The sequence below is a fragment of the Limimaricola cinnabarinus genome (assembly GCF_047631075.1).
In the GTDB taxonomy this organism is placed as follows: domain Bacteria; phylum Pseudomonadota; class Alphaproteobacteria; order Rhodobacterales; family Rhodobacteraceae; genus Limimaricola; species Limimaricola cinnabarinus.
In genome coordinates this window covers 31331-54559 of the sequence record NZ_JBLHYX010000008.1, presented here as the reverse complement: position 1 = coordinate 54559, position 23229 = coordinate 31331, and the positions used below count along the sequence as shown (strand labels likewise).

Here is a 23229-nt window from a genome sequence, read left to right as displayed (position 1 = left end):
TATTTTCTGAAATGTCTGGACAATATTCGGGGTTGGGACTACATGTACACCATGCCGAGACCGACGGAGAGACGGAACATGACCAGCCATGCTGCCGAACTGACGGATCTACGCGCCGATTTCGTCGAGCGCCTTGGGGTGCTGGCCCAGGCCGAGGGCGGCTCGCGCAATGCCGGGCGGCTGTTCGGGCTGCTCGCCTTTGAGGGGCGTGCCATGACCGCCGCCGAGATCGCCGAGGCGCTGCGGATCGGTCGCAGCAGCGTGGTAGAAGGTGCGAAGTATCTCGAGACCCATGGCATGAGCCGCCGCCTTGGCCGGAAAGGTCAACGGCAAGACGAATTCGAACTGACGCCTTCCGTGCTTCCGGCCTTGCAGAACTGGATCCGTGCGCGCCGCGCCGCCGTGTGCCGGGAGTTCGACGAGATCATATCGGCCCTGCCGGACGAGGCGGGCGACACGCGTGAGCGGCTCGAGAGCTTTGCGCGATTTCACCGCCGCATCGAGGCGGCGATCGCTTCGGCGCAGGATGAGACATCCCGCCAATGACACGCGGCGACGGGCCGCTATTTCCATTCCGACCGGGCGTTTGGTCGCCCGGCATCAGGAGATCGATCATGACCACCCATGCAGAGACGACGGGCCCCGATACGGGCCGCACGCCCCTGAGCTTCGAGAGCGACAAAGGGTCCTCGAAGTCGAAATTCGTGGCCGGCGGGCTGGTGCTGGCGCTGTTGGGCTGGATGGGCAGTGGTTTCGTGCTGCCGTCGGAGCCCGAAGTGACCGAGGCGTCGGTCGAGCAGGCGCCGCGCCGCGTGGCCGTCGCGGTGCAGAACTCGGTTGCCCAGACCGTGGCGCAGGTCTTTGCCGCCGAGGGGCAGGCGCTGGCCGAGCGCGACACGCAGATCCTTGCCGAGACCGGCGGGCAGATCGCCGAGGTGCCGGTCCGGCGCGGCGCCGAGGTCGAGGCAGGCGACGTGATCGCGCGGTTCGAAACGGCCCAGGGCGACGCCGAACTGACGCAGGCGCAGGAAGAGCGTAACCGTGCCCAGAGGGAATTCGACAACGCGCAGACGCTTCTGGAGCGCGGCACCTCGACCGTCGATCGCGTGGCACAGGCCCGTTCGACGCTGGCCGCCGCCGAAGCCGCCGTGACGGCGGCCGAGGTGGCGCTTGGCGACACCATCGTGCGCGCGCCCTTCGATGGGCGGATCGAGACGCTCGAGGTCGAGGAGGGTGAGTTCGTCAATTCCGGCGCGCAGGTGGCGCGCATCGTCGACAACACGCCCCTCAAGATCGCGATCCAGATCCCGCAGCAGCAGCTCGCCGATATCGAGGCGGGGCAAGCGGCGCAGGTCGCCTTCATCACCGGCGAGACGGCGGAGGGCGAGGTCCGCTTTGTCGGGCGCAGCGCCGACGCGCAGACCCGCACCTTCACCGCCGAGATCGAGGTGCCCAACGCCGATGGCGCGATCCCGGCGGGGATCAGCGCGCAGGTCCGCATCTCCACCGGCGAGCAGGTGGCGCATTTTGTCTCGCCCGCGATCCTGTCGCTCGGCACCGACGGCACGCTCGGCATCAAGACCGTCGACGCCGAGGAGCGGGTCACGTTTCAGGAGGTCGAGATCATCCGGGCGCAGACCGATGGCATCTGGATTAGCGGCCTGCCCGAGACGGCGCGGATCATCAGCGTCGGGCAGGGCTTCGTGAACGACGGCGAGCTGGTCGACGCCCGCGCCGACGAGGCGCAGGAGGAGGCGCCGACTGACCCCGAGCCGGTGATCCTCGGCGCCTCCGGCAACGCGAACGAGGAGACGATCCAATGAACGGCCTGATCGACGCCGCCTTCAGCCGCACCCGTGTCGTCATCCTCGCGCTGATCGCGATCCTGAGCGTCGGCGCGCTGTCCTATGTCTCGATCCCCAAGGAAAGCTCGCCCGAGATCCCGATCCCGGTGGTCTATGTCTTCACCACGCTCGAAGGCATCTCGCCGCAGGATGCCGAGCGGCTGCTGATCGAGCCGATGGAGACCGAGTTCGGCGCGCTCACCGGCCTCAAGAAAATGGAGGCCTCGGCCAGCGAGGGCCACGCTTCGATCATGCTGGAGTTCGAGCCGGGCTTCGATGCCGACGAGGCGCTCGATAGCGTGCGCGAGGCCGCCGATCGCGCCTCTGGCGAGCTGCCCGATGACGCCAGCGACATCACGGTGACCGAGACCAACACCGCGCTGTTCCCGATCCTCACCGCGATCCTGTCGGGCCCGGTGCCCGAGCGCACGCTGAACCAGCTGGCCGAGGATCTTCAGGACCGGATCGAGGGCTTGGGCGGCGTGCTGGAGGTCGATGTCGCGGGCTCGCGCAACGAGCTTCTGGAGGTGCTGATCGATCCCACGATCTTCGAGACCTACAACCTGTCCTTCGAGGAGCTGATCGGCCAGATCAGCCGCAACAACCGCCTGATCGCCGCCGGCGCCATCGAGAACGGCGCCGGGCGCATCGTGCTCAAGGTGCCGGGACTGATCTCGGACATCGAAGATGTGATGGCGCTTCCCGTCAAGGTCCGCGGCGATACGGTCGTAACCTTCGGCGATGTCGCCACCATCCGCCGCACCTTTGCCGACCCGTCGGGCTTTGCCCGCATCGACGGCCAGCCGGCGCTGGCGCTCGAGGTCAAGAAGCGGATCGGCTCGAACGTCATTGAGACGGTGGCCGAAGTGAAGGCGGTCGTGGCCGAGGCGCAGGCCGGTTGGCCCGACAGCGTCGACATCAACTACATGCAGGACGAGAGCAAGCAGGTGAAGACCATGCTCTCGGATCTCGAAGCCAACGTCATCGCCGCCGTAATCCTGGTGATGATCGTCATCGTCTGGGCGCTCGGCATCCGCTCGGCGCTGCTGGTCGGGCTCTCGATCCCGGGCGCCTTCCTCGCCGGCGTGACGCTGCTTCTGGCGATGGGCTTCACGATGAACCTCGTGGTGCTGTTCTCGCTCATCCTCGTGGTCGGCATGCTGGTCGACGGCGCGATCGTCACCACCGAGCTGGCCGACCGTCAGTTGCAGGAGGGGGCCGCGCCGAAAGAGGCCTACGCCTATGCCGCCAAGCGCATGGCCTGGCCGATCATCGCCTCGACCGCGACGACATTGTCGGTGTTCTTCCCGCTGCTGTTCTGGTCGGGCACGGTGGGCGAGTTCATGAAGTTCCTGCCGATCACGGTGATCCTGACCCTCTCGGCCTCGCTCTTCATGGCGCTGATCTTCATCCCCGTGGTGGGCGGGATCATCGGCAATCGGCCGCCGCAGTCGGCCGGAGACAAGGCCAAACTGCATGCCGCCGAAGCGGGCGACCCGCGCGCAATCAAGGGCTTCACCGGCGCCTATGTGCGCCTCTTGGAAAAGGCGATCCTGCGCCCCTGGGCCACGCTGATGTTCGCCTTCGCCTTCCTGCTCGCGGGGTTCGGCGCCTATGGCCAGTTCGGCAACGGCGTCAGCTTCTTTCCCTCGGTCGAGCCGGACTTCATGCAGGTGCAGGTCCGCGCCCGCGACAACTTCTCGATCTTCGAACGTGATCAGCTGGTGCGTCAGGTCGAGGAGCGTCTGGTGGACGAGCCCGAGATCGCCAGCGTCTATGCCCGCTCCACCGCCGGGTCGGGGCAGGGCGACGAAGAGATCATCGGCACCATCCAGCTCGAGCTCACCGAATGGGACACACGCCGCACCGCGGCCGAGATCGGCGAGGAGATCCGCGGTGAGATGGCCGACATCGCAGGCATCGACGTGCAGGTGCAGACCGCGTCGAGCGGGCCGTCAGCAGGAAAGCCCGTCAACATCAAGGTCCGAAGCGCCGACCCCGAGGCCCAAGCCGCGGCGGTCGAGACGATCCGGGGCGCGATGGACCGCATCGGCGGCTTCACCGACGTCACCGACACGCGCCCGCTTCCGGGCGTCGAGTGGAGCATCCGGGTCAACCGCTCGGAGGCCGCACGTTTCGGGGCCGACGTGTCGCTCTTGGGTCAGGCGGTGCAGCTTCTGACGCAAGGCATCACCGTGGCCGACTACCGCCCGTCGGACGCCGACGGCTCGGTCGACATCCGCGTGCGCTTTCCCTCGGATGAGAGGACGCTCGAGGAACTGCAATCGCTACGCGTGCCGACCAATGCCGGTCTGGTGCCGATCTCGAACTTCGTGACCTTCGAGCCGAGCCCGCGCACCGGCACGATCAAGCGCATCGACCAGCGCCGCGTCGTGTCGATCGAGGCCAACGTGGCACCGGGCGTGCTGGTGAACGATCAGATCACCGAGCTGCGCGGTGCGATCGAGGGCGCGGATCTGCCGGAAACGGTGGACTGGTCGTTCGGTGGCGAGGCGCAGGATCAGGCGGATGCGATGATCTTCCTCGTCGGGGCTTTTGCCGCAGCGATCATCCTGATGTTCGCGATCCTGGTGACGCAGTTCAACAGCTTCTACCAAAGCTTCGTGGTGATGTCGGCGATCGTGTTCTCGGTCGCGGGCGTGCTGTTCGGCCTGATCGTCACGGGCCGCCCCTTCGGCGTCGTGATGGGCGGCATCGGGGTGATCGCGTTGGCGGGCATCGTGGTGAACAACAACATCGTGCTGATCGACACCTACAACGATCTCAAGAAGGCGGGCATGTCGCCCTACGAGGCGGCAATCCGCACCGGGGCGCAGCGTCTGCGGCCGGTGGTGCTCACCTCGGTGACGACGGCGCTGGGTCTGATGCCGATGGTGATCGGGCTCAACATCAACTTCTTCACCCGCGAGATCGTCTATGGCGCGCCCTCGACCCAGTGGTGGACCGAGCTGTCCTCGGCCATCGCGGGCGGCCTCGTGGTGGCCACGGTGCTGACGCTGATCGTGACGCCCGCGATGCTGATGTTGGGCGAGAAGAAGGGGCGGCGGCATCTGCCGACGAATGCCGGTAACGACGCCCCCGCCACGCCCGCCGCGATCCCGGCGCAGTAGTAGAAGAGGGCCGGACGCGCCCCGCATTCGAAAGATCGCGGGGCCGTCCTGTTCGTGCGTCGGACGGGGCGGCCTTGGTCCTCGGGTCAGACCGTGCTGCCGAGACTGCTCTCGAGCGTCGCAAGTTCCTGTCCGCCCGCCATCATGTCCTGAAGCTCCTCGGGTGTGATCTCGCCGCGCTTGGCGGTGCCATAGGTGCGGCCCCGGTTCAGCACGGTGAAGCGGTCGCCCACCGCCATGGCGTGGCGCACGTTGTGGGTGATGAAGACCACCGCCACGCCCTGCTTGCGCACCTTGTCGATGGTGGCGAGGACGTTGGCGGTCTGGCGTACGCCCAAGGCCGAGGTCGGCTCGTCGAGGATCAGCACGCGGGCGCCGAAATGCACCGCGCGGGCGATCGCCACGGTCTGGCGTTCGCCGCCCGAGAGCGTGCCGACCGCCTGATCGGGGCCGCGCAGCACGATGCCCATCTTTTCCATCTCCGTCATGGTCGTGCGGTTGGCGAGGTCGTGGTCGAAGAAGGAAAAGGGGCCGATCTTGCGCACCGGCTCGTTGCCCATGAAGAAGTTGCGGCTTACCGACATCAGCGGGATCATCGCGAGATGCTGGTGCACGGTGGCGATCCCGGCGGCGATGGCGTCGCGCGGATCGGCGAAGTGCATGTCGCGCCCTTCGAACAGGATCTCCCCGCGGGTCGGCTTGTGCACGCCCGAAAGCGTCTTGATGAAGGTCGATTTGCCCGCGCCGTTGTCGCCCAGAAGACAGTGACATTCGCCGGCGTGGATGTCGACCGAGACGCCCGCAAGCGCGATGACGGAGCCGAAATGCTTCTCGATGTTCTTCATCTGGATCAGGGGCTGGGTCATGTCAGCGTTCTCCGGTGATGATGCGGCGGATATAGGTGTTGAGGATCACGGCGAAGAGCAGGATCACCCCGAGGAATACCCGGAAAAGCGAGCTTTCGACGCCCGCGAAGAACAGCCCCTGCTGGACCACGCCGAAGATCAGCGCGCCCAAGGCTGCCCCGATCACCGATCCGTAGCCCCCCGTCAGAAGCGCGCCGCCGATGACTACGGCGATGATCGCCTCGAACTCCTTCAGGAGGCCGCGATCGGCACCAGCGGAGCCGAACTCCATCACCTGACAGGCGGCGAAGACGGTGGCGCAGAAGGCGGTGAACATGAACATGGAGATCTTGACCCGGTTCACCGGCACGCCCGAATTGCGCGCGGCCTCAGCGTCGCCGCCGGCGGCGAAGATCCAGTTGCCGAAGCGGGTCCGGGTCAGCAGCACGTGGCCCACCACGGCGAGACCGAGCGCCCAGACGATCAGCATCGGGATGCCGTTGACCACCGGCTCGCCTTCACGCGTGCCGCGCTCGAACGTGGCGATGATCCCGGACTCGCCCATCCATGTGAAGAACCCCTGCCCGATGGTACCGCCAAAGAGATTGGCGAGCCAGTCGCCTTCGGCCGCCTCGCGGATGCCCCCGATGATGGTCTTGCGCTCGATGGTCTGCGGCAGAAAGATCGTGAAGCCGCGCAGGATGAACAGGAAGGCCAGCGTCACGATGAAGCTGGGCAGGCCCGTGCGCACGACGATGAAGCCGTTGAGCGCACCGATCGACACGCACAGCGCGAAGGTCACGAGGATCGCGATCCACATCGGCCAGCCCAGCGTCACGCCGAAGATGGCGATCATCATGCCGGCAAAACCGATCATCGAGCCGACCGAAAGGTCGAATTCGCCCGCGATCATCAGGAGGCAGGCGCCGACGGCGATGATCATGAACTGCGCCGAGACGACGGACCAGTTCATGATGCCCTGGCTGTTGAACATGCCGCTGTCGAACGCGAACAATCCGAAGAAGACGAACACCGCCACGGTGCCGACGATGCCGCCCAGCTCGGGGCGGATCATCGCGCGGCGCATCGGCGAGATCTGCTTGACCCGTTCGTCCATCACGATTTGCGGTGTATCTGCCATGCCGGCTCACTCCAGGGATCGGTTGAAATCAGGTTGGGGGCGGCGCGAGGGGAGGGGCCGCCCCCGTCGTACGCTCAGCGGTATTCGCCGGCGAACTTCTCGACCATCTCCAGCGCCTCGGCTGTGACGAAGCCGGGGCCGGAGTTGATGTTGTTGCCGGGCAGCACGCCGTAGCGGTGGTAATTGGTCATCACCACGACGGGCAAGTAGGCCTGCAGGAAGGGCTGCTGGTCGATGCCCCACTCGATCACGCCGTCCTTGATGCCCTGCACGATTTCGGCGCCCAGATCGAAGGTGCCGAAATAGATGTCGCCCGCCATGCCGGTCTCATCGAGCGCGAGCAGCGTCGGATCGGCCGAGGTCGGCCCGAGGGTGAGCACCGCGTCGGTTTCGGGGTTGGCCGAGAGGTAGGCCTGCACCCGGTTCTTGATCTCGGCTGGATCCTGACCGCTGTCGATCATCTGCTCGCCCAGCTCGATGCCGAGCCCGTCGGCAAAGCCCTGGCAGCGCTCGGTCGAGGCGGGCGAGCTGATGTAGTGGTTCACGCAGAGAAAGCTTTCGACGCCGTCCCCCTTGGCGCGTTCGCCCGCCGCAAGGCCCGCGTCGTATTCCGGCTGGCCCACATACATCAGCGCGCCGACCTCGCGCGCCTGCTCGGGCGTGCCCGAATTCATGATGATCACGTCGACGCCGCTGTCGACCGCCGAGCGGACCGGGCCCGAGAGCACGTCGAAATCCGACAGGGTGGTGATTATGCCGTCCGGGCCGCTGGCGGCGGCCTGTTCGATGATCCGCGCCATGTCGGCGAGATCGCCGGTCGGCGGGTTGCGGTACTCGACCTCCACGTCCATCTGCTCGGCGGCGAGCGCGATCGCGTTCTTGATGGTGTTCCACCAGCTGTCGCTGTCGGGGGCGTGGCTGACGAGGATGTATTTCTCGCCCTCGGCCTGCGCTGTGGTGGCGGCGATCAACGGCGTGGCGGCGACGGTCGCGGCCAGCAGCAGCTTGTATGTCGGTGTCATCGGACATCCCTCCCTGGTGTCGTCGGTTGTGTCGAAGAGCGGTCCTCCACCGGCCCTTCGACTCCGACTACAGCACAAGGCCACACGTTTTGCAACCGGTTGCAATAAGCCGTGACGCAACTCATGCTGGACGCGGGCGTTCGGTGAGGTAGAGCTATGCGGTCGCGGGAAGGAAGGCGGGGGGTCATGGTGGTCACGCTCAAGGAGGTCGCCGAACGGGCGGGCGTGTCGCGCTCGGCGGTGTCGCGCACCTTCACCGACGGGGCCTCGGTCTCGCCCAAGATGCGGCGCAAGGTCGAGAAGGCAGCCCGCGAGCTGGGCTATAGCCCGAACGCGCTCGCCTCATCGCTCACCACCGGACGCACCAAGCTGATCGGGCTGGTATCGAGCAACTTTCACAACCCGTTCTTCCTTGAAATCTTCGATCTGTTCACCCGTGGCCTGCAAGAGCGCGGGCTGCGGCCCCTGCTGGTCAATCTCTCAGGCGAGACCGAGCCCGAAAACTCGGTGCGGATGTTGCGGCAATATTCGGTCGACGGCGTGATCGTCGCCTCATCGACCCTGCCGCCGGGATTTGCCATCGCCTTTCGCGAAGCGGGCGTGCCGGTGATCAACGCCTTCGGGCGCTATGCCTCGGACCCGCAGGTGCACACGGTCGGGATCGACAACGTCGAATGCGGTCGCATCGCCGCGCGGACGCTGATCGCGCGCGGCTATGATCGGCTGGCGTTTCTCGGCGGACCCGAGAGCGCCACTTCGACGCAGGATCGCCTGACGGGGTTCCGCGCCGAGATCGCGCTGCAGCGTGGTGTCGAGCCGAGCGTGTCCTTCGCCGGGGCCTACACCTTCGAGGCGGGTCGGAGCGAAATGCAGCGCCTGTTGCAGGCACCGCCGGCGGAGGCCTATTTCTGCGGTGACGACGTGTTGTCGATCGGCGCGCTGTCGGCGCTGCGCGATCACGGGCTGTCGGTGCCGGGCGATGTCGGCGTGCTCGGGCTCAACGACATGGAGATGGCAGGCTGGGCCGGGACCGACCTGACTACGATCCGCCAGCCGATACGGCAGATCGTCGCCTCCTCGATCGAACTGATGGGGGCAATGCTCGACGAGCCGGACCGCTATCCGGAGGCACGAGTGTTTCCCTGCCGGATCGTCGAGCGTGCCACGCTCAGACCGCTGCCCGAGGCGGGGTGAGCCGGGGCCTTGGCGGCCCCGGCCCTATGGATCTAGCGGAACATCGGTGGCCGGGCCTCGGTCCAGATGCCGTCGCTCCTGCCGCTTTCGGCCACGGCGAAGACGGCGGCCATGGAGCGCAGGCCGTCCTCGGCACGCGGATAGAGATCGGCAGCGCGGTCCATCTCGCGACCCGTCTTTCGCGCAGCGATCGCCTCGGCGAGGTCGGCATAGATGTTGGCGAAGGCCAAAGGCATCCCCTCGGCATGGCCGATCGTGACCCTGCTGCTGCGATCGGCCTCGGGGGAGAGCCCGGCCTCGCCGCGCTCGATCACTTGACGGCGACCGCCAAGCGGCATCCAGTAGAGCTGGTTCGGCTGCTCCTGCGCCCATGACAGCCCGCCCTTTTCGCCAAAGACCTGAAGCGTCAGACCGTGCTGGCGACCGATCGCCACGGAGGAGGTCCAGAGCCGCCCCACCGCGCCGCCGTCGAAGCGCAGGTTGACCATCGCGTCGTCTTCGAGCGAACGGCTTTCGATGCAGCTCACCGTGTCGGCGGAGAGGCGCTCCAACTCCTGCCCGATCACGAAGCTTGCCATGTGCAGCGCGTGAATGCCGCAATCGGCGAATTGCGCCGAAACGCCCGCCTGCGCCGGGTCGTAGCGCCAGCGCACCCGCGGGTTGTCGGCATCGGCCGCGTCGGCATGGTGGCCATGCGCGAACTCGGCCTTTACGAGCCGGATCTTTCCAAGGTCGCCGCGCGCCACCATGGCCCGCATGTGCCGCACCAGCGCATAGCCCGAATAGCCGTAGTTCACGGCACAAATTCGGCCTGTTTCCCGGGCGATAGATACAATCTCCTCACCCTCTTCGACGGTCATGGTCATCGGCTTTTCGCACAGCACGTGGAAGCCCGCGCGCAGGAAGTCGCGGGTGATCTCGAAATGCGTGGCATTGGGTGTGGCCACGGTGACGAGATCGATCCGGTCGGGCCGGTCGCGCTCGCCCTCCAGCATTTCGCGCCAGTCGCCATAGGCACGCTCCGCGTCGAGGCCCAGACGGCGACCATAGTCCCGCCCGGCGTCGGCGCGGTGGTCAAGCGCGCCCGCGCGGAACTCGAACAGCCCGTCGAGGCCCGCGCCCAAGCGATGCGCCGGGCCGATCTGGCTGCCTTCGCCGCCGCCGATCATGCCCCATCCCAGTTTCGTCATGGCCGGACCTCCCTATTTGAAGCCGATGGATTCGAGATATTCGCGGTTCTTGCGGGCATCATTCAACGGGTCGGGGTCGAGCGTCGGGTCGCAATCCTGCTCGACAGTGCACCAGCCTTCGAAGCCTGCGTCGAGAAGCGCCTGCCGTACGGCGGGAAAATCGACGTCGCCATCGCCCAGATTGCAAAAGATGCCCTGCCCGCAGGCGTCGTAGAAACCCGTGCGGGTTTCGATCGCGCGTGCCTTAACTTTGGGGTCGATATCCTTGAAGTGCATATATGAAATGCGGTTCTTATAGCGATGGATGAAGTTCACCGGATCGAAGCCCGCATATGAGTGATGTCCGGTGTCAAAACAGATCTTTAGGATGCTTTCATCCACTTCGTCGAGAAGCCGTTCCAGTTCCGGTTCGAAATCCATGAAGCCCGCGGCATGGGCGTGGATGCCGGTGGTCAGCCCGTACTCCTCGGTGCCGATCCGGGCGATCGTGGCGATGCGCTCGCGAAAGGCGGCCCATTCGACGGCGTCCATCTGCTCGGCCTCGGTCGCGCGCCCGGCGGTCGGCGCGCGGCGCGACGAGATCGAGTCGATCAGCACGAGGTGGTCGGCCCCATGCGCCTTGAGGGCGCGACAGGTGCGATGCGCGGCATCGAGCACGTCCTCCCACGCATCGGGGTCGTGGAACGGGCGGAACACCACGCCGCCGATGAGCTGCAGCCCGTGCTCGTGGAGCGCCCCGCCCAACTCGGCCGGGTCCTCGGGCATGTAGCCCACCGGGCCGAGCTCGATGCCCTTGTAACCCGCCTGCGCGCAGTCGCGCAGCACGTTGCGCCAATCGGGGTTGCGCGGGTCGTTCGCGAATTCGACCCCCCATGAGCAGGGGGCGTTGCCAATCCTGATCGTCATCTCGTGTCCTCTGCTCTCATTCTGTTTCGACATCGAGCCAGCGGCCCTCATGGGCCGAGGCGCGGGCGGTCTCGATCACGCGCGCCACCTCGAGCCCGTCGCGGAAGCTGGGCCAGACCGTCTCGCCGGTTTCGATCGCGCGCAGGAAATCGCGCGCCTCGATGATGATCTGATCCTGGTAGCCGGTGCCGTGCCCCGGCCCCTGGCAAAAGGGGAGGTAGTCGGGATGCGCCGGGCCAGTGAGGATGCGGGTGAAACCGCGCGCGGCCTCGGGGCCTTCGGCGCGGTAGAGGTGGATCGCGTTCTGATCCTCCTGATCGAAGCGGATCGCACCCTTTGTGCCGGTGATCTCATAGGCGTAGCCCATCTTGCGGCCCGTCGCGATCCGGCTGAAATGCATCTGCCCCATGGTGCCGCGCGCGAAGCGACACATCAATTGGGCCTGATCGTCATTGTCGACGCGGCCGCCGGGGCGGTCGCGATGCACCGTCTCCATGTTGGCCGAAAGCGAAGCGATCGGGCCGAGAAGCGCAAGGGCCGCGTTGACCATGTGCGGGGCGAGATCGCCCAGCGTCCCGTTGGCCGCGCCCTCGCAGCGCCAGTTGAACGGCGTCTCGGGATCGGCAAGGAAATCCTCGGTGTGCTCGCCGCGAAACCACGTCACCTCGCCGATCGCGCCCTCGGCGATGAGCTGGCGGGCGAACTGGCTCGCGGGTGTGCGGATGTAGTTGAAGCCGACCATGTTGGCCACGCCCGAGGCTTCGGCCGCCGCGACCATGGCGCGGGCATCCTCGACCGAGGCGCCGAGTGGCTTTTCACACATCACCGGCTTGCCGCGTGCGAAGGCGGCATCGGCGATCTCGCAATGCGTCTCCTGCGGCGCGGCGATCACCACCGCCTCGACGCGGGGGTCCTCGACCAGCGCGCGCCAGTCACCTGTGCCGCGCGCAAAGCCGTAAGCGGCGCGGTAGCGCTCGGCGCTCTCGGGCGAGCTGGCGGCGACCATCTCGAGCCGTGGCCTGAGCGCGGTGTCGAACACCGTGCCCACGGCCGACATGGCGACGGCGTGGGCCTTGCCCATATAGCCGCCACCGATGATGCCGATGCCGATCTCCCGCATGTCGAACTCCCCCCTCGTCGATTTCGATTTGCAACCGGTTGCAAAATACGTATCGTGAGAGTCGAAACGCCGCAAGCGGCATTCGCGACTGACCATGAAAAACCTGGAAGGGCCGCCCCGCCATGACCGCATCACAGGGTACCGTTCGCCTCACCACCGCGCAGGCCATCATAAGGTGGCTTGCCAACCAGTATATCGAGATCGACGGAGAGGAGCTGCGCGTCTGCGGCGGCGGCTTCGGCATCTTCGGTCATGGCAACGTCACTTGCCTTGGCGAAGCACTGCACGGTGTGCAGGAGGCACTGCCGCTCTATCGCGGTCAGAACGAGCAGGGGATGGGGTTTGCCGCCGCGGGCTATGCCAAGCAGTGGCTGCGCCAACGCTTCATGTTCTGCACCGCCAGTGCCGGGCCCGGCACGATGAACCTGCTCACCGCCGCGGGCCTCGCCCATGCCAACCGGCTGCCGATGCTGCTTTTGTGCGGTGACGGCTTTCTCACCCGGCTGCCCGACCCGGTGCTGCAGCAGATGGAGAATTACGGCGACCCGACCTTTGGCGTGAACGATGCGTTCAAGCCGGTGGTGCGCTATTGGGACCGGATCACCCACCCGGCGCAGGTGATCCAATCGCTGCCCGCCGCGCTCGCGACGCTGCTCGACCCGGCCGATTGCGGTCCGGCCTTCATCGGGCTGCCGCAGGACGTGCAGGGCTGGGCCTGGGATTTCCCCGAAGCGATGTTCGAGAAGAAGGTTCATCGCATCCGTCGCATCGCCCCCGACGAGGCCGAGATCGCGGATGCGCGCGCGGCACTGCTTGCCGCGAAGCGGCCGATGATCATCGCCGGTGGCGGTGTGCAGTATGCGCGCGCGGCCCAAGACCTCGCCGCCTTTGCCGAGGCGCATCGCATCCCGGTGGTCGAGACCATCGCGGGCCGCGCGAACCTCCTGGCCGAGCACCCGCTCAACATCGGCCCGATCGGCGTCACCGGGTCGGACAGCGCCAATGCCATTGCAGCCGAGGCGGACCTGATCCTCGCCGTCGGCACGCGGCTGCAGGATTTCACAACCGGCTCGTGGACCGCCTTCGACGCCGAGGCGCGGATCGTGGCGATCAACGCGGCGCGGCATGACGCGGGCAAGCACCGGGCCCTGCCGGTAGTGGGCGACGCGAAGCGGGCGCTGGACGCGCTGGGGCAGGGGCTCGACTACGCCGCCCCCGCCGCATGGGTGGACAAGGCGCAAAAGGAGCGGCGCGACTGGGACGCATATGTCGCCGGGAACGTGAAGCCCGGCAATCGACCCAACTCCTACGCGCAGGCGATCGGCGTGGTGAACGAATTGTGCCACCCGCGCGACCGCATCGTCGCCGCGGCGGGCGGGCTTCCGGCCGAGGTCACGGCGAATTGGCGCACGCTGGGCATCGGCACGGTCGATGTCGAGTTCGGCTTCTCCTGCATGGGCTACGAGATCTCGGGCGCATGGGGCGCGCGGATCGCCCAAGAGCAGCGCGAGCCCGAGCGCGACACCATCGTCTTCATCGGCGACGGCTCCTACATGATGATGAACAGCGATCTCTACTCGGCGGCGCTCAGCCGCAAGAAGCTGATCGTGCTGGTGCTCAACAATGGCGGCTTCGCGGTCATCAACAAGCTGCAGAACAACACCGGCAACGAGGGCTTCAACAACCTGCTCGCCGATTGTCCGACTATCCCCGAACCCTTCGCCGTCGACTTTGAGGCGCATGCGAGATCGCAGGGCGCAGAGGCGGTGACGGTCGAAAACCCGGTCGAACTGGCCGAAGCGTTTGAACGCGCAAAGGCCGCCACCCGCAGCCAGGTCATCGTCATGAAGGTCGATCCCTATGAGGGCTGGACCACCCAGGGCCACGCCTGGTGGGAGGTCGGCACGCCCGAGGTAACGACCAGCGATCGGGTGCGCGCCGCGCATGAGGATCAGGAACAGGGCCGCGCCCGGCAGCGGCGGGGGGTGTGATGTTGGATCGGTTGAAGGGACGCCGCTTTCTGGTGATCGGCCGCGTCGGCATGGACCTGACGGCGATGCCACCCGGCACCCGCACCCGCGAGGCGCGCGAGATGATGGTATCGATGGGCGGCAGCTCGGCCAACATCGCCGCCGGTCTGGTGAAGCTCGGCTGTTCCGCATCGCTGGTGACCTGCGTGTCCGACGACGCGGTGGGCTGGTATTGCGAGGACCAGCTCGAAGCCTATGGCATCGAGCGCCGCCACGTGCGCCGCGTGAAGGGTGAGGAGCGCACCTCTCTCGCCCTCGTCGAAGCGCGCGTCGAGGACCACCAGAGCGTCATCTACCGCAACAACGCCGCCGATTTCTGCATGAGCGTCGCGGATGTCGAAGCGGTGGACTTCACGGGTTTCGACGCGGTGATCACCACCGGCACGGTGTTCGCCGCCGAGCCGTCGCGCGCGGCTGCCTTCCGCGCTTTCGAGCTGGCGCGCGCAGCCGGGCTGCCGGTGATCTTTGACGTCGACTATCGCCCCTATAGCTGGCCCTCGCCGCAAATCGCCTCGGAGGTGCTGAGCCGCGCCGGGGACATGGCCGATGTCATCGTCGGCAATGATGAGGAGTTCGGCTTCATGGCGGGCGGCATCGAGCGCGGCTTTGCCCATGCAAGCGCGTTGGCCCAGACCTCCGAACTGGTGGTCTATAAGATGGGCCCGGAGGGCGCGGTCACCTTCGCGAATGGCGAGGAGTTGCGCACCGGCATCTATCCCGTCGACGCATTGAAGCCCACCGGCGCGGGCGACAGCTTCATGGCCGGGCTGATCGCCGGTCTCGCCGAGGGGCGCGGCCTGCGCGAGGCGGTGCTGCGCGGCTCGGCCTGCGCCTCCATCGTCGTGGCCAAACCCGGCTGCGCCCCTGCCATGCCCGATCCGGCCGAACTCAAAGCCTTTCTCGACACCCATTCCGGCCCGACGCAGGGCTGAAAGGACATCCCATGCACATCGCCCCCCATGACAACCGCAACCAGCCCATCGTCGACGCCGAGCACGATCTGGTGCCGCTCAACTACTTCAACATCGTCAAGCTGAAGCGCGGCGAGAGCTTCGATTATGCCGTACCGGGCTACGAGACTTGCGTGGTGCCTGCGACCGGCACGGTCGATGTCGATGTCGATGGCATGGGCTTCGAGAGCCTCGGCCGACGCGGCGTCGATGTCTGGGACGGCGAGCCCGAGGGCGTCTATGTCCCCACAGGCGCGACGGCCCGCCTGACCTGCCGCAGCGAGGCCGCCGAGGTCTTCATAGCGGGCGCGAAATACGACCGGGTGCTGGAGCCCTTCGACGTGCGCGAGCCCGAGCTCGACATCGTGCAATACGGCTCCGACGACACAAAAACGCATCGCAAGATCAAGCACATCCTCGGCGCCAAGCAGCACGACCGAGTGGGCCGCCTGCTGGTGAGCGAGCTTTACACCGTGGGGCAGGGCGGCTGGTCGGGTTTCCCTAGCCACAAGCACGACACCGACCGGCGCGGCGACGATGGCGAGCTGATCGAGACCCGCCACGACGAGACCTACAATTTCCGCTTCCGGCCCGATTACGGCTCCGGGCTGCAGATGCTCCAGCGAGAGGACAACGAGCCGGGCGACGCCTATCACATCGTCAACGGCTCGACCGTCATGATCGACAAGGGCTACCACCCCTGCGCGGTGCTGCCGGGCTACGAGATGTATTACTTCACCATCCTCGGGGGGCTGAGCCAGCGCAGCCTCAAGCAGTATTTCCAGCCGACCCATGCCGCCCAGCTGCACACGATCCCGGGGATCATGGACATGGTGGCCAAGTTCAAATGACGCTCGCGACGCTTTCCGAGGTGCTGCAACCCGCGCTCAGGGGCGGCTACGCGGTGGCCGGTCTGGTGACGCTGGGCTGGGAGGACATGCGCGCCTATGTCGCCGCCGCCGAAGCCGAGGGCGTGCCGGTGATCCTGCAGGCCGGGCCGTCCTGCCGCAAGCACACGCCGCTCCCCGTGCTGGGCGCGATGTTCCGGCACCTGGCCGAGAGCGCCTCGGTCCCGGTGGTGGCACATCTCGACCATGGCTACACCGAAGCCGAATGCCGCGAGGCGATCGCTTCGGGCTTCACCTCGGTGATGTTCGACGGCTCGCGGCTGCCGCTTTCAGAAAACATCGCCCGCACCGCCGAGATCGCCGCCATGGCGCATGCGGCGGGGGTGTCCTGCGAGGGCGAGATCGGCTTCGTCGGCTATGCGGGCGGCGAGGGATCGGCCGGGACCGACCCCGAGGAGGCCGCGCACTTTGCGCGCGAGACGGGCATCGACGCCATGGCGATCTCGGTCGGCAACACGCATCTGCAGGCGGGCGGCTCGGGCGGCGGGCTCGACGAGGCGCGGATCCGCGCCATCGAGGCGTTGACCGAAGCGCCGCTGGTGATCCATGGCGGCTCGGGCGTGCCGCATGCTCAAAGACGGGCGCTGGCGCGCGGATCGCGGATCGCCAAGTTCAATATCGGCACCGAGCTGCGGATGGAGTTCGGCCGGGCGCTGCGCGCGGCCGTGGCGCGCGATCCCGACCGCTTTGACCGGGTGGCGATCCTGTCGGAGATCCACGACCCGCTGGTCATGGCGACGCGCGGTGTGCTGCGCGGCTTCAAGGGGGAATGAGATGCTTCGATGACCTGCCACAGGATTTTTCCTCGATCGTCGATTGGTGTCCGGCCCGATTTGGGAACGGGCAATGAATCAAACGAGACTTGCGGACGCGCGGATCATCAGCATCTTGGCTGAGCATGAGACGGGGGCAAAGTGCGCGGGCCCCGTGTCGCCGCGCGCCTCAGGTCTCCAGCGGCAGGCGCAGCGCGAACAGGGGGCCCTCTGCCGTGTCGCGGATTTCCCCAAGACCGCCAAGGGCGGTGATCCGCGTGGCAAGCGCCTCGATACGGCGCGCCATCCCGGTGCTTGATCCGCCGCGCTCCTGCCACTCGAGGGTCATCCACCCTTCCTCCAGCCGCCATGCGATCACCGGAGCTTCGCCCTCGCGCACCCCGCCACGCCCGGCCCCAAGAGCCAGCTCGTTCAGGATCAAGCCGAGTTGCAGCGCCTGTCTCGGTCGCAGCCGGATCTCCTCGCTGATCCTCGCGACGCGGGCGGGATCGATCTCGACGAGGCCGGTCTTGACGAGCGCGTCGATCGGCACCGTCGTCCAGCCGGTCTCGATGAGCAGCTCGCAGGTCCGCGCCATGCCGTGCAGCCGTTTGGTCAGGTCGTCGGCAAAAGCATCGAGCGAGGCCGCGCCGTGCCGGGCGCCGCTGGTCATGTCGATCGCGGCGGCGAGCAGGTCGCGGACCCGGTCGTTCAACTCGGTAAAGAGCTTTCTCTGAAGCCGCTCGGCCATTGCCAGCGTCGACACGTCGACGATGGTGACCACAACGCCGCCGATCCCCTCCCCATGGTCGCGGTAGGGCATCAGGCGCACCAGATAGCTTTGATCGTTGCGCTGCGCCGCCAGCCGCTGCTCGAAGCCCTCGCCGGTCTGGAACACCTCGCGCACCCGCGCCTCGAGCCCCGGGAAATCGAGATGGCTCGCCAGATCGGTGAGCGGCCGGCCCACATCGCTGTCACGCAGGTTGAAGAAGGCCGAGGCCGCCGGGGTGAAGTTGCGGATCACCAGCTTGCCATCCATGAAGATCGTCGCGACCTGCGTGGCCGCATAGAGGTTCTGCAGGTCGGAATTGGCGCGGTCCAGCTCCTCGACCGAAGAACTCAGCTCGCCGTTGATCGTCGTCAGCTCTTCGTTGAGCGATTGCATCTCCTCCTTGGAGGCCTCCAGCTCCTCGTTGGTCGACTGCGCTTCCTCGTTGACCGAGACCAGCTCCTCGTTCGAGGATTTCAGCTCCTCAAGCGCGGTCTCGTATTCCTCGATGATCGATTGCAGCCGCTCGCGCAGCTCGCGCAACTCGCGCTCCACCGCCTCCTGCGCCTCGTCGGGGGCCGCCTCCTCGATCTGCTCCAGCAGCGGCTGCGCCTCGGAGAGATACTTGAACAGCACCAGAAACAGCGGCTCGCTGCTCAGCGAGGTCTCGAGCGGCTCGACCACGATCTCGACCAGAAAGCCGTCATGCCCTTCGTTTTCGAGCATCAAGACCTGCCGCATGGCCGGGCGCAGGGTCTTTTGCGACTGCCGCAGGGCAGCGCGCAGGTCGATGCGCAGCTCGCGCCGCGCCATGTCGATCAGGTCGCGGTTGGGCGCCCCGCGCGGCGCTTCGAGATAGCGGCCGGTGTTGCTCGAATAGAAGGTGATCTCGCCTTCGGTGGTGACGACCACATGCGCCGGGGCGTGGCGGTCGAGCACCTGCGCCTCGACCAGCTTGCGCAGCGGTCGGTCGGCGGTGGCGATGATGCGGCGGCTGTGGGGCGAGGCAGTGTGATTGAGCGCCATCCCCTCGACCGACATCGGCAGGCGGCGCGGCGCGCCGTCATGACCGCGGCTCTGGAAGATGCGGCTTCTCTTGTCGATGGGTCCGAACAGGTGCGCGTGGCGGCTCACGCCCTCGGCGCTGCCGAGAAACAGGTAGCCGCCGGGTTTGAGCGCGTAGTGGAAGGTCGGGATCACCTGATCCTGCAAACCCGCATCCATGTAGATGAGCAGGTTGCGACAGGAGACGAGATCCATGCGCGAGAAGGGCGGATCGCCGATGACGCTGTGCGGCGAGAAGATGCACATGTCGCGCACCTCCTTGCAGATCACGAAAGCCGCGCCGTCCTTGCGGAAAAAGCGCTGTCGCCTCTCGGGGCTGACGCCCGTCAGCAATTGCGCGGGGAAGCGCCCGGCCCGCGCCACGGTGAGCGCGTCCTCGTCGATGTCGGTGGCAAAGAGCTGAACCCGCGGCGGATGGGCGATGTCGTTCAAGGCCTCGTGCAGCAGGATCCCCAGCGAATAGACCTCCTCGCCGGTGGCGCAGCCCGGCACCCAGATGCGGATCGCCTCGTCGGCGCCGCGCCCGTCGAGAAGCCGCGCGATCACCTGCGTGCGCAGCGCCTCGAAGGCCTCGGCATCGCGAAAGAAGCCGGTCACGTTGATGAGCAGGTCCCGAAACAGCTCTGCGGTCTCGCCAGGTTCGTCGTGCAGCCGCTGCAGATAGGTCTCGGGCGTGGCGCATCCCACCACCTTCATGCGCCGCGCCACACGCCGCAGGAATGTCTTGGCCTTGTAGCCGGAAAAATCGCGTCCCGTCCGACTGCGCAGGATCTTCGCGATCTCCTGCTGGACCTGTGCCGAAGCCTCTTGCTCGTGGTCGAGGGGCGCCGGCGTCACGGCGTCGTGCCGGATCTGCATGAGCCGCGCGGGCATCTGCTCGACCGGCTCGAAGAAGTCGATGCCGCCGGAGGCGCGCGCGTTTTCGGGCATCTCGGGGTTGGCCGGGGCCGACCCGTCGCGGCCCTGCGCCAGCGTGACGCCGCCGTGTTCCTTGATGAACCTGACGCCGAGCGTGCCGTCGGAATCGCCGCCCGACAGCACGATGCCCACCGCGTGGTCGCCCTGATCCTCGGCCAGCGCGGCAAAGAAGACGTCGACCGGCTTGCGCTCGCGCCGCACCGGATCGTCCTCGTGCAGCCACAGCGCGCCGTCGCGGATCGTCATGAAACGCCCCTCGGGCATGACATAGACATGCTCGGGCTCCACGCGCAGGCCGTCGGTGGCGGTCAGCACCGGCATCCGGGTGTAGCGCGCGACGATGCGGTCGAGCATGCTTTTGCGGTCGGGGCTCAGATGCGTGACGATCACGAAGGCCATGCCGCACTCGTCGTCGAGCGAGCGGAAGAAACCCTCGAGCGCGGGTATGCCGCCGGCGGAAGCGCCGATGCCCACGACGAGGGGCTGAAGTGCAGTCATCGAACAACCTTTTCGGACAAGGGACCGGAACCGGCCCCCTCGGGACGCATCGAAAACCCGGCGACGCCCGGCGTGGCGATGGCGGAACCGGTCGGTGCCCCGGTCGAAGTCATGGCCCGCGGTCGGGCGCACGTGGCGACGCTAGCACAGCGGTGACGAGGGGCCGAGGCCGAATGTCCACCGCCGCGCTGGCCGCAGCGACCGGGTTCTGGTCGGGCTTTCGAACGATGCTGTCAAGTAATTGATTTCATGTCTATCTGGCGGGCTGGGCCATAGGGGAATGGACCGATGGTGGCGAAACTGTGCGCCATTCCGTACGCTTTGCTTCAAAATGGCTTGGAAATGGGTGGGTGGCCCCGATAGGCTTCCATGATCGGCCGCCGAACTGTTCGGGCATGGTCGCCGGGAGCCTCGGATTTCTCTCGCCCCAATGGAGAGGACGTTGCATGGCCCCCGAAGCCTTCGAAACGAACCTGTTGCTCGTCGGGATGCCCGCTGGCATTCGGGCCGAGTTTCGCGAGGCCCTGAGCTTTGTCGATCTGCCGGCGCGCCTGATGCTTGAGCGGCGCGACCGTCCCATCGAACACGCCTATTTTCCGACCGCCGGCATCGCCTCGATCGTGTCGAGCGAGAAGGGCGGGCTGAACATCGAGGCGGCGCTGGTCGGGCCCGAGGGCATGACCGGCCTGCCGCTGATCCTCGGCGATGATCGCGGCTCGGCCGATGTGATGATGCAGGTGTCCGGCATGGGATGGCGGATCGAGGCCGCGGCGCTGTCGCGGTTGCTCGAGAACCGGGCCTGCCGCGACCGGCTTTTGCGCTATGTCCACACGGTGATGATCCAGATCCACGGCACCGCGCTGGCCTATGGGCGGGGCAAGCTGGAGATCCGCCTCGCCCGCTGGCTGCTGATGTGCCACGACCGGATATCGGGCGACGAGCTGGAGCTGACCCATGAGTTCATGGCGCTGATGCTCGGGGTGCGGCGCGCCGGCGTGACGGTGGCGCTGCACGAGCTGGAGGGCCGGGCGCTGATCCGCTCGACCCGCGGGCGGGTGCTGATCCGCGACCGCGAGGGGCTCGAGGCGATCACCGACGGCTTTTATGGCGGGCCGGAGGCGCATTACCGGCGCCTTTTGCCGGAATGCATGACCGAGCGGACGCCCGTCTGACCCGCGAAAGGTTTTGGCTGCCGGGCTTTCGGGGATCAGGGCATTTTTCGGTGGGCTGATGGTTGAGGGCCCGGGAGAGCCGCTGCGACGCGTCACGTCGCACGAGCCCGTCTTTTGAGAAGACGGGGGCAGGGAGCGGCATCCTTTGACAATTTCCCATGTGGCGGCTTTTTCCCATGCGGCGGCTTTTGGTTGCCGAACCGGGTTCGAAGGCCCTCCCTATTGATCATCCGCATGTCAGGTCCGGCAAACCGGAATTGATCCATCAAAATGACGGATGCCGTATTCGCAGGTGCATTTCACGGCCCGCGGGGCATCGGCAAAACAACGTGCGAATGCGTACTGCACCCCTCCGGCGGCCTTGGTTTCCGACCCGCGGGCCTGCTAGCTGCGATGGCCATTCTTCACATCATGTTCGAAACAGGCGGAAAATGCCGGTTCCGAGGCTGCCGCCACAGGATAGATCAACTTGGTCGAAGCGATCATTCCGAACCTCCTGCTCGACGGTTTGCCGCTCGACATGCTCAAGGAACTGCGCGGCGACATGCGTTTCGTCGAGCTGCCTCGCCAGCAGGTGCTCGAACGTGTCGGTCGGCCCGCACCGCACGCCTATTTCCTCGTCGATGGGGTGGCCTCCCTGATCGCGCGCGAGCGCAACGGGCTGAACATCGAGGCCGCGCTTGTGGGCATCGAGGGCATGCTGGGGCTGTCGCATGTCTTTGGCACCGGCATCAGCCTTTCGGACACGGTGATGCAGTCGCACGGATCGGGGTGGCGGATCGGGGCCGAGGAGTTCCGCCGTGCCATGGAAAAGCCGGTCTTTCGGAAACGGATGCTTCTCTTTGCCGACACGGTGATGGCACAGAGCTTCGCCACCACCATGGCGGCCAGCCGGGGCAAGCTCATGGTGCGGCTGGCACGGTGGCTGCTGCTCTTTCACGATCGGACGCGGGGGGACGAGCTCGAGCTGACCCATGACACCATGGCGCTGATGCTCGGCGTGCGCCGGGCCGGGGTGACGGTGACCATCCACGAGATCGAGGGGCAGGGCCTGATCCGTGCCCACAGGGGGCGGGTGTTGATCCGCGACAGGGCCGGTCTGCGCCTGCTTGCGGGCGAATTCTACGGGCAGGCCGAGGAGCGGTACGAGCAGCTGATCGGGCCGTTCCGGCAAGGGGACCGGGCCGCCGATTGATCCGGGGCGGGGTATCGACCCCGTTGCGAGGGGCGTGATACGCTGAGGGTCTTCGGCCATTCGGATCGGGCGATGGCCATAGGCTGGCCGTATGCCGGCACGGTTCGGCTGGAACCCGATGTCCGCGCGGCGCTTGTCCTGCGACGGCCCGCGACCGGCGGTCTGACCATCTCCAAGCTCTCGTGCACCTGAAAGGCACCCATGGACATCCTTCGCATCATCATCGCGATCTTCATCCCGCCGCTCGGCGTCTTCCTGCAGGAGGGCCTCGGCAAGCATTTCTGGATCAACGTGATCCTGACGCTTCTGGGCTATGTGCCCGGCATCATCCACGCGCTGTGGATCATCATCAAACGATGAGGCCCATGGGTCGCGCCCGTCCCCGCATGGGGCGGGCGCGACCCTGATCCATGACCGCCGCGTCCGCGATCCTCGTTCCGGTCCCGATGGCCTTGCGAGACGAGAACGCAGCCCCAACCCGTCATGACCTCAGACCCTCTGTTTGGTTCGTACCATTCCGTCCCGACCCCGGCCTGATGGCGCCAAGTTACAACTGAAAGGGGAACCTCGGTTCCATCT

General features: G+C 66.7%; 18 protein-coding genes. 11 read left to right on the top strand and 7 right to left on the bottom strand.

The genetic code is table 11. The features are described from left to right. Positions 1–78 precede the first annotated feature (78 nt). From ACJASC_RS08400 to ACJASC_RS08390, 3 genes are all read left to right on the top strand, one after another. Positions 79–546 (top strand): GbsR/MarR family transcriptional regulator, encoded by a 468-nt coding sequence (locus ACJASC_RS08400; RefSeq protein ID WP_021694431.1) that lies wholly within the window; start codon positions 79–81, stop codon positions 544–546. 68 nt (positions 547–614) lie between these two features. Beyond that, on the top strand, positions 615–1823 hold the full coding sequence (locus tag ACJASC_RS08395; protein ID WP_415145151.1) for an efflux RND transporter periplasmic adaptor subunit: 1209 nt from the start codon (positions 615–617) through the stop codon (positions 1821–1823). Continuing rightward, positions 1820–4975 carry an efflux RND transporter permease subunit gene (locus ACJASC_RS08390; RefSeq protein WP_415145149.1) on the top strand — a complete coding sequence of 1052 codons (3156 nt, stop codon included), beginning with the start codon at positions 1820–1822 and terminating at the stop codon, positions 4973–4975. Before ACJASC_RS08395 ends, ACJASC_RS08390 begins: the two co-directional genes overlap by 4 nt. Before the next feature lie 86 nt (positions 4976–5061). On the opposite strand, the gene ACJASC_RS08385 is transcribed toward ACJASC_RS08390, so the two are convergent. The 3 genes from ACJASC_RS08385 to ACJASC_RS08375 form a co-directional block, all read right to left on the bottom strand. Beyond that, complete coding sequence (locus tag ACJASC_RS08385) at positions 5062–5841, bottom strand: ATP-binding cassette domain-containing protein (RefSeq protein ID WP_415145147.1); 780 nt, start codon at positions 5839–5841, stop codon at positions 5062–5064. A 1-nt stretch (position 5842) separates the two neighbouring features. Next, positions 5843–6961 (bottom strand): ABC transporter permease, encoded by a 1119-nt coding sequence (locus ACJASC_RS08380; RefSeq protein WP_415145145.1) that lies wholly within the window; start codon positions 6959–6961, stop codon positions 5843–5845. 74 nt (positions 6962–7035) lie between these two features. Next, positions 7036–7983 (bottom strand): sugar ABC transporter substrate-binding protein, encoded by a 948-nt coding sequence (locus tag ACJASC_RS08375; protein ID WP_415145143.1) that lies wholly within the window; start codon positions 7981–7983, stop codon positions 7036–7038. A 186-nt stretch (positions 7984–8169) separates the two neighbouring features. Here ACJASC_RS08375 and ACJASC_RS08370 point away from each other — a divergent pair, with 186 nt between their 5' ends. Continuing rightward, the gene (locus ACJASC_RS08370; RefSeq protein ID WP_415145141.1) at positions 8170–9177 is read left to right on the top strand and encodes a LacI family DNA-binding transcriptional regulator; all 1008 of its coding nucleotides are present in this window, start codon (positions 8170–8172) and stop codon (positions 9175–9177) included. A gap of 32 nt (positions 9178–9209) precedes the next feature. Here the strand turns inward: ACJASC_RS08370 and ACJASC_RS08365 are convergent, their stop codons facing one another. The 3 genes from ACJASC_RS08365 to ACJASC_RS08355 are packed head-to-tail and all read right to left on the bottom strand — an operon-like array spanning position 9210 to position 12393. Further along, positions 9210–10367: a Gfo/Idh/MocA family protein gene (locus ACJASC_RS08365; RefSeq protein WP_415145139.1), complete on the bottom strand. Its 1158-nt coding sequence runs from the start codon at positions 10365–10367 to the stop codon at positions 9210–9212. Positions 10368–10379: 12 nt separating this feature from the next. Further along, complete coding sequence (locus tag ACJASC_RS08360; RefSeq protein WP_415145137.1) at positions 10380–11273, bottom strand: sugar phosphate isomerase/epimerase family protein; 894 nt, start codon at positions 11271–11273, stop codon at positions 10380–10382. Between the two features lie 16 nt (positions 11274–11289). Then, positions 11290–12393 carry a Gfo/Idh/MocA family protein gene (locus tag ACJASC_RS08355; RefSeq protein WP_415145135.1) on the bottom strand — a complete coding sequence of 368 codons (1104 nt, stop codon included), beginning with the start codon at positions 12391–12393 and terminating at the stop codon, positions 11290–11292. 122 nt (positions 12394–12515) lie between these two features. Here ACJASC_RS08355 and iolD point away from each other — a divergent pair, with 122 nt between their 5' ends. From iolD to ACJASC_RS08335, 4 genes are read left to right on the top strand one after another with little or no spacing between them, the layout of a single operon-like run. Continuing rightward, positions 12516–14384 (top strand): 3D-(3,5/4)-trihydroxycyclohexane-1,2-dione acylhydrolase (decyclizing), encoded by a 1869-nt coding sequence (gene iolD, locus ACJASC_RS08350; protein ID WP_415145133.1) that lies wholly within the window; start codon positions 12516–12518, stop codon positions 14382–14384. Continuing rightward, positions 14384–15355, top strand: coding sequence for a 5-dehydro-2-deoxygluconokinase (iolC, locus tag ACJASC_RS08345; RefSeq protein ID WP_415145131.1), 972 nt, complete (start codon positions 14384–14386; stop codon positions 15353–15355). Before iolD ends, iolC begins: the two co-directional genes overlap by 1 nt. Before the next feature lie 11 nt (positions 15356–15366). Beyond that, positions 15367–16224 (top strand): 5-deoxy-glucuronate isomerase, encoded by an 858-nt coding sequence (locus ACJASC_RS08340; protein WP_021694443.1) that lies wholly within the window; start codon positions 15367–15369, stop codon positions 16222–16224. Next, entirely contained in the window at positions 16221–17054 is an 834-nt protein-coding gene (locus tag ACJASC_RS08335; protein WP_415145128.1) for a class II fructose-bisphosphate aldolase, read from the top strand. Before ACJASC_RS08340 ends, ACJASC_RS08335 begins: the two co-directional genes overlap by 4 nt. 169 nt (positions 17055–17223) lie before the next feature. On the opposite strand, the gene ACJASC_RS08330 is transcribed toward ACJASC_RS08335, so the two are convergent. Next, a complete protein-coding gene (locus ACJASC_RS08330) occupies positions 17224–20283 on the bottom strand; it encodes a CheR family methyltransferase (RefSeq protein ID WP_415145126.1) in 3060 nt (1019 codons plus the stop codon). Between the two features lie 446 nt (positions 20284–20729). On the opposite strand from ACJASC_RS08330, the gene ACJASC_RS08325 reads away from it, so the two are divergent. The 3 genes from ACJASC_RS08325 (at position 20730) to ACJASC_RS08315 (ending at position 23010) form a co-directional block, all read left to right on the top strand. Then, complete coding sequence (locus ACJASC_RS08325) at positions 20730–21455, top strand: Crp/Fnr family transcriptional regulator (protein ID WP_415145124.1); 726 nt, start codon at positions 20730–20732, stop codon at positions 21453–21455. Between the two features lie 469 nt (positions 21456–21924). Next, entirely contained in the window at positions 21925–22650 is a 726-nt protein-coding gene (locus ACJASC_RS08320) for a Crp/Fnr family transcriptional regulator (protein ID WP_415145122.1), read from the top strand. A gap of 201 nt (positions 22651–22851) precedes the next feature. Further along, complete coding sequence (locus ACJASC_RS08315) at positions 22852–23010, top strand: YqaE/Pmp3 family membrane protein (RefSeq protein WP_021694449.1); 159 nt, start codon at positions 22852–22854, stop codon at positions 23008–23010. Positions 23011–23229 lie beyond the last annotated feature (219 nt).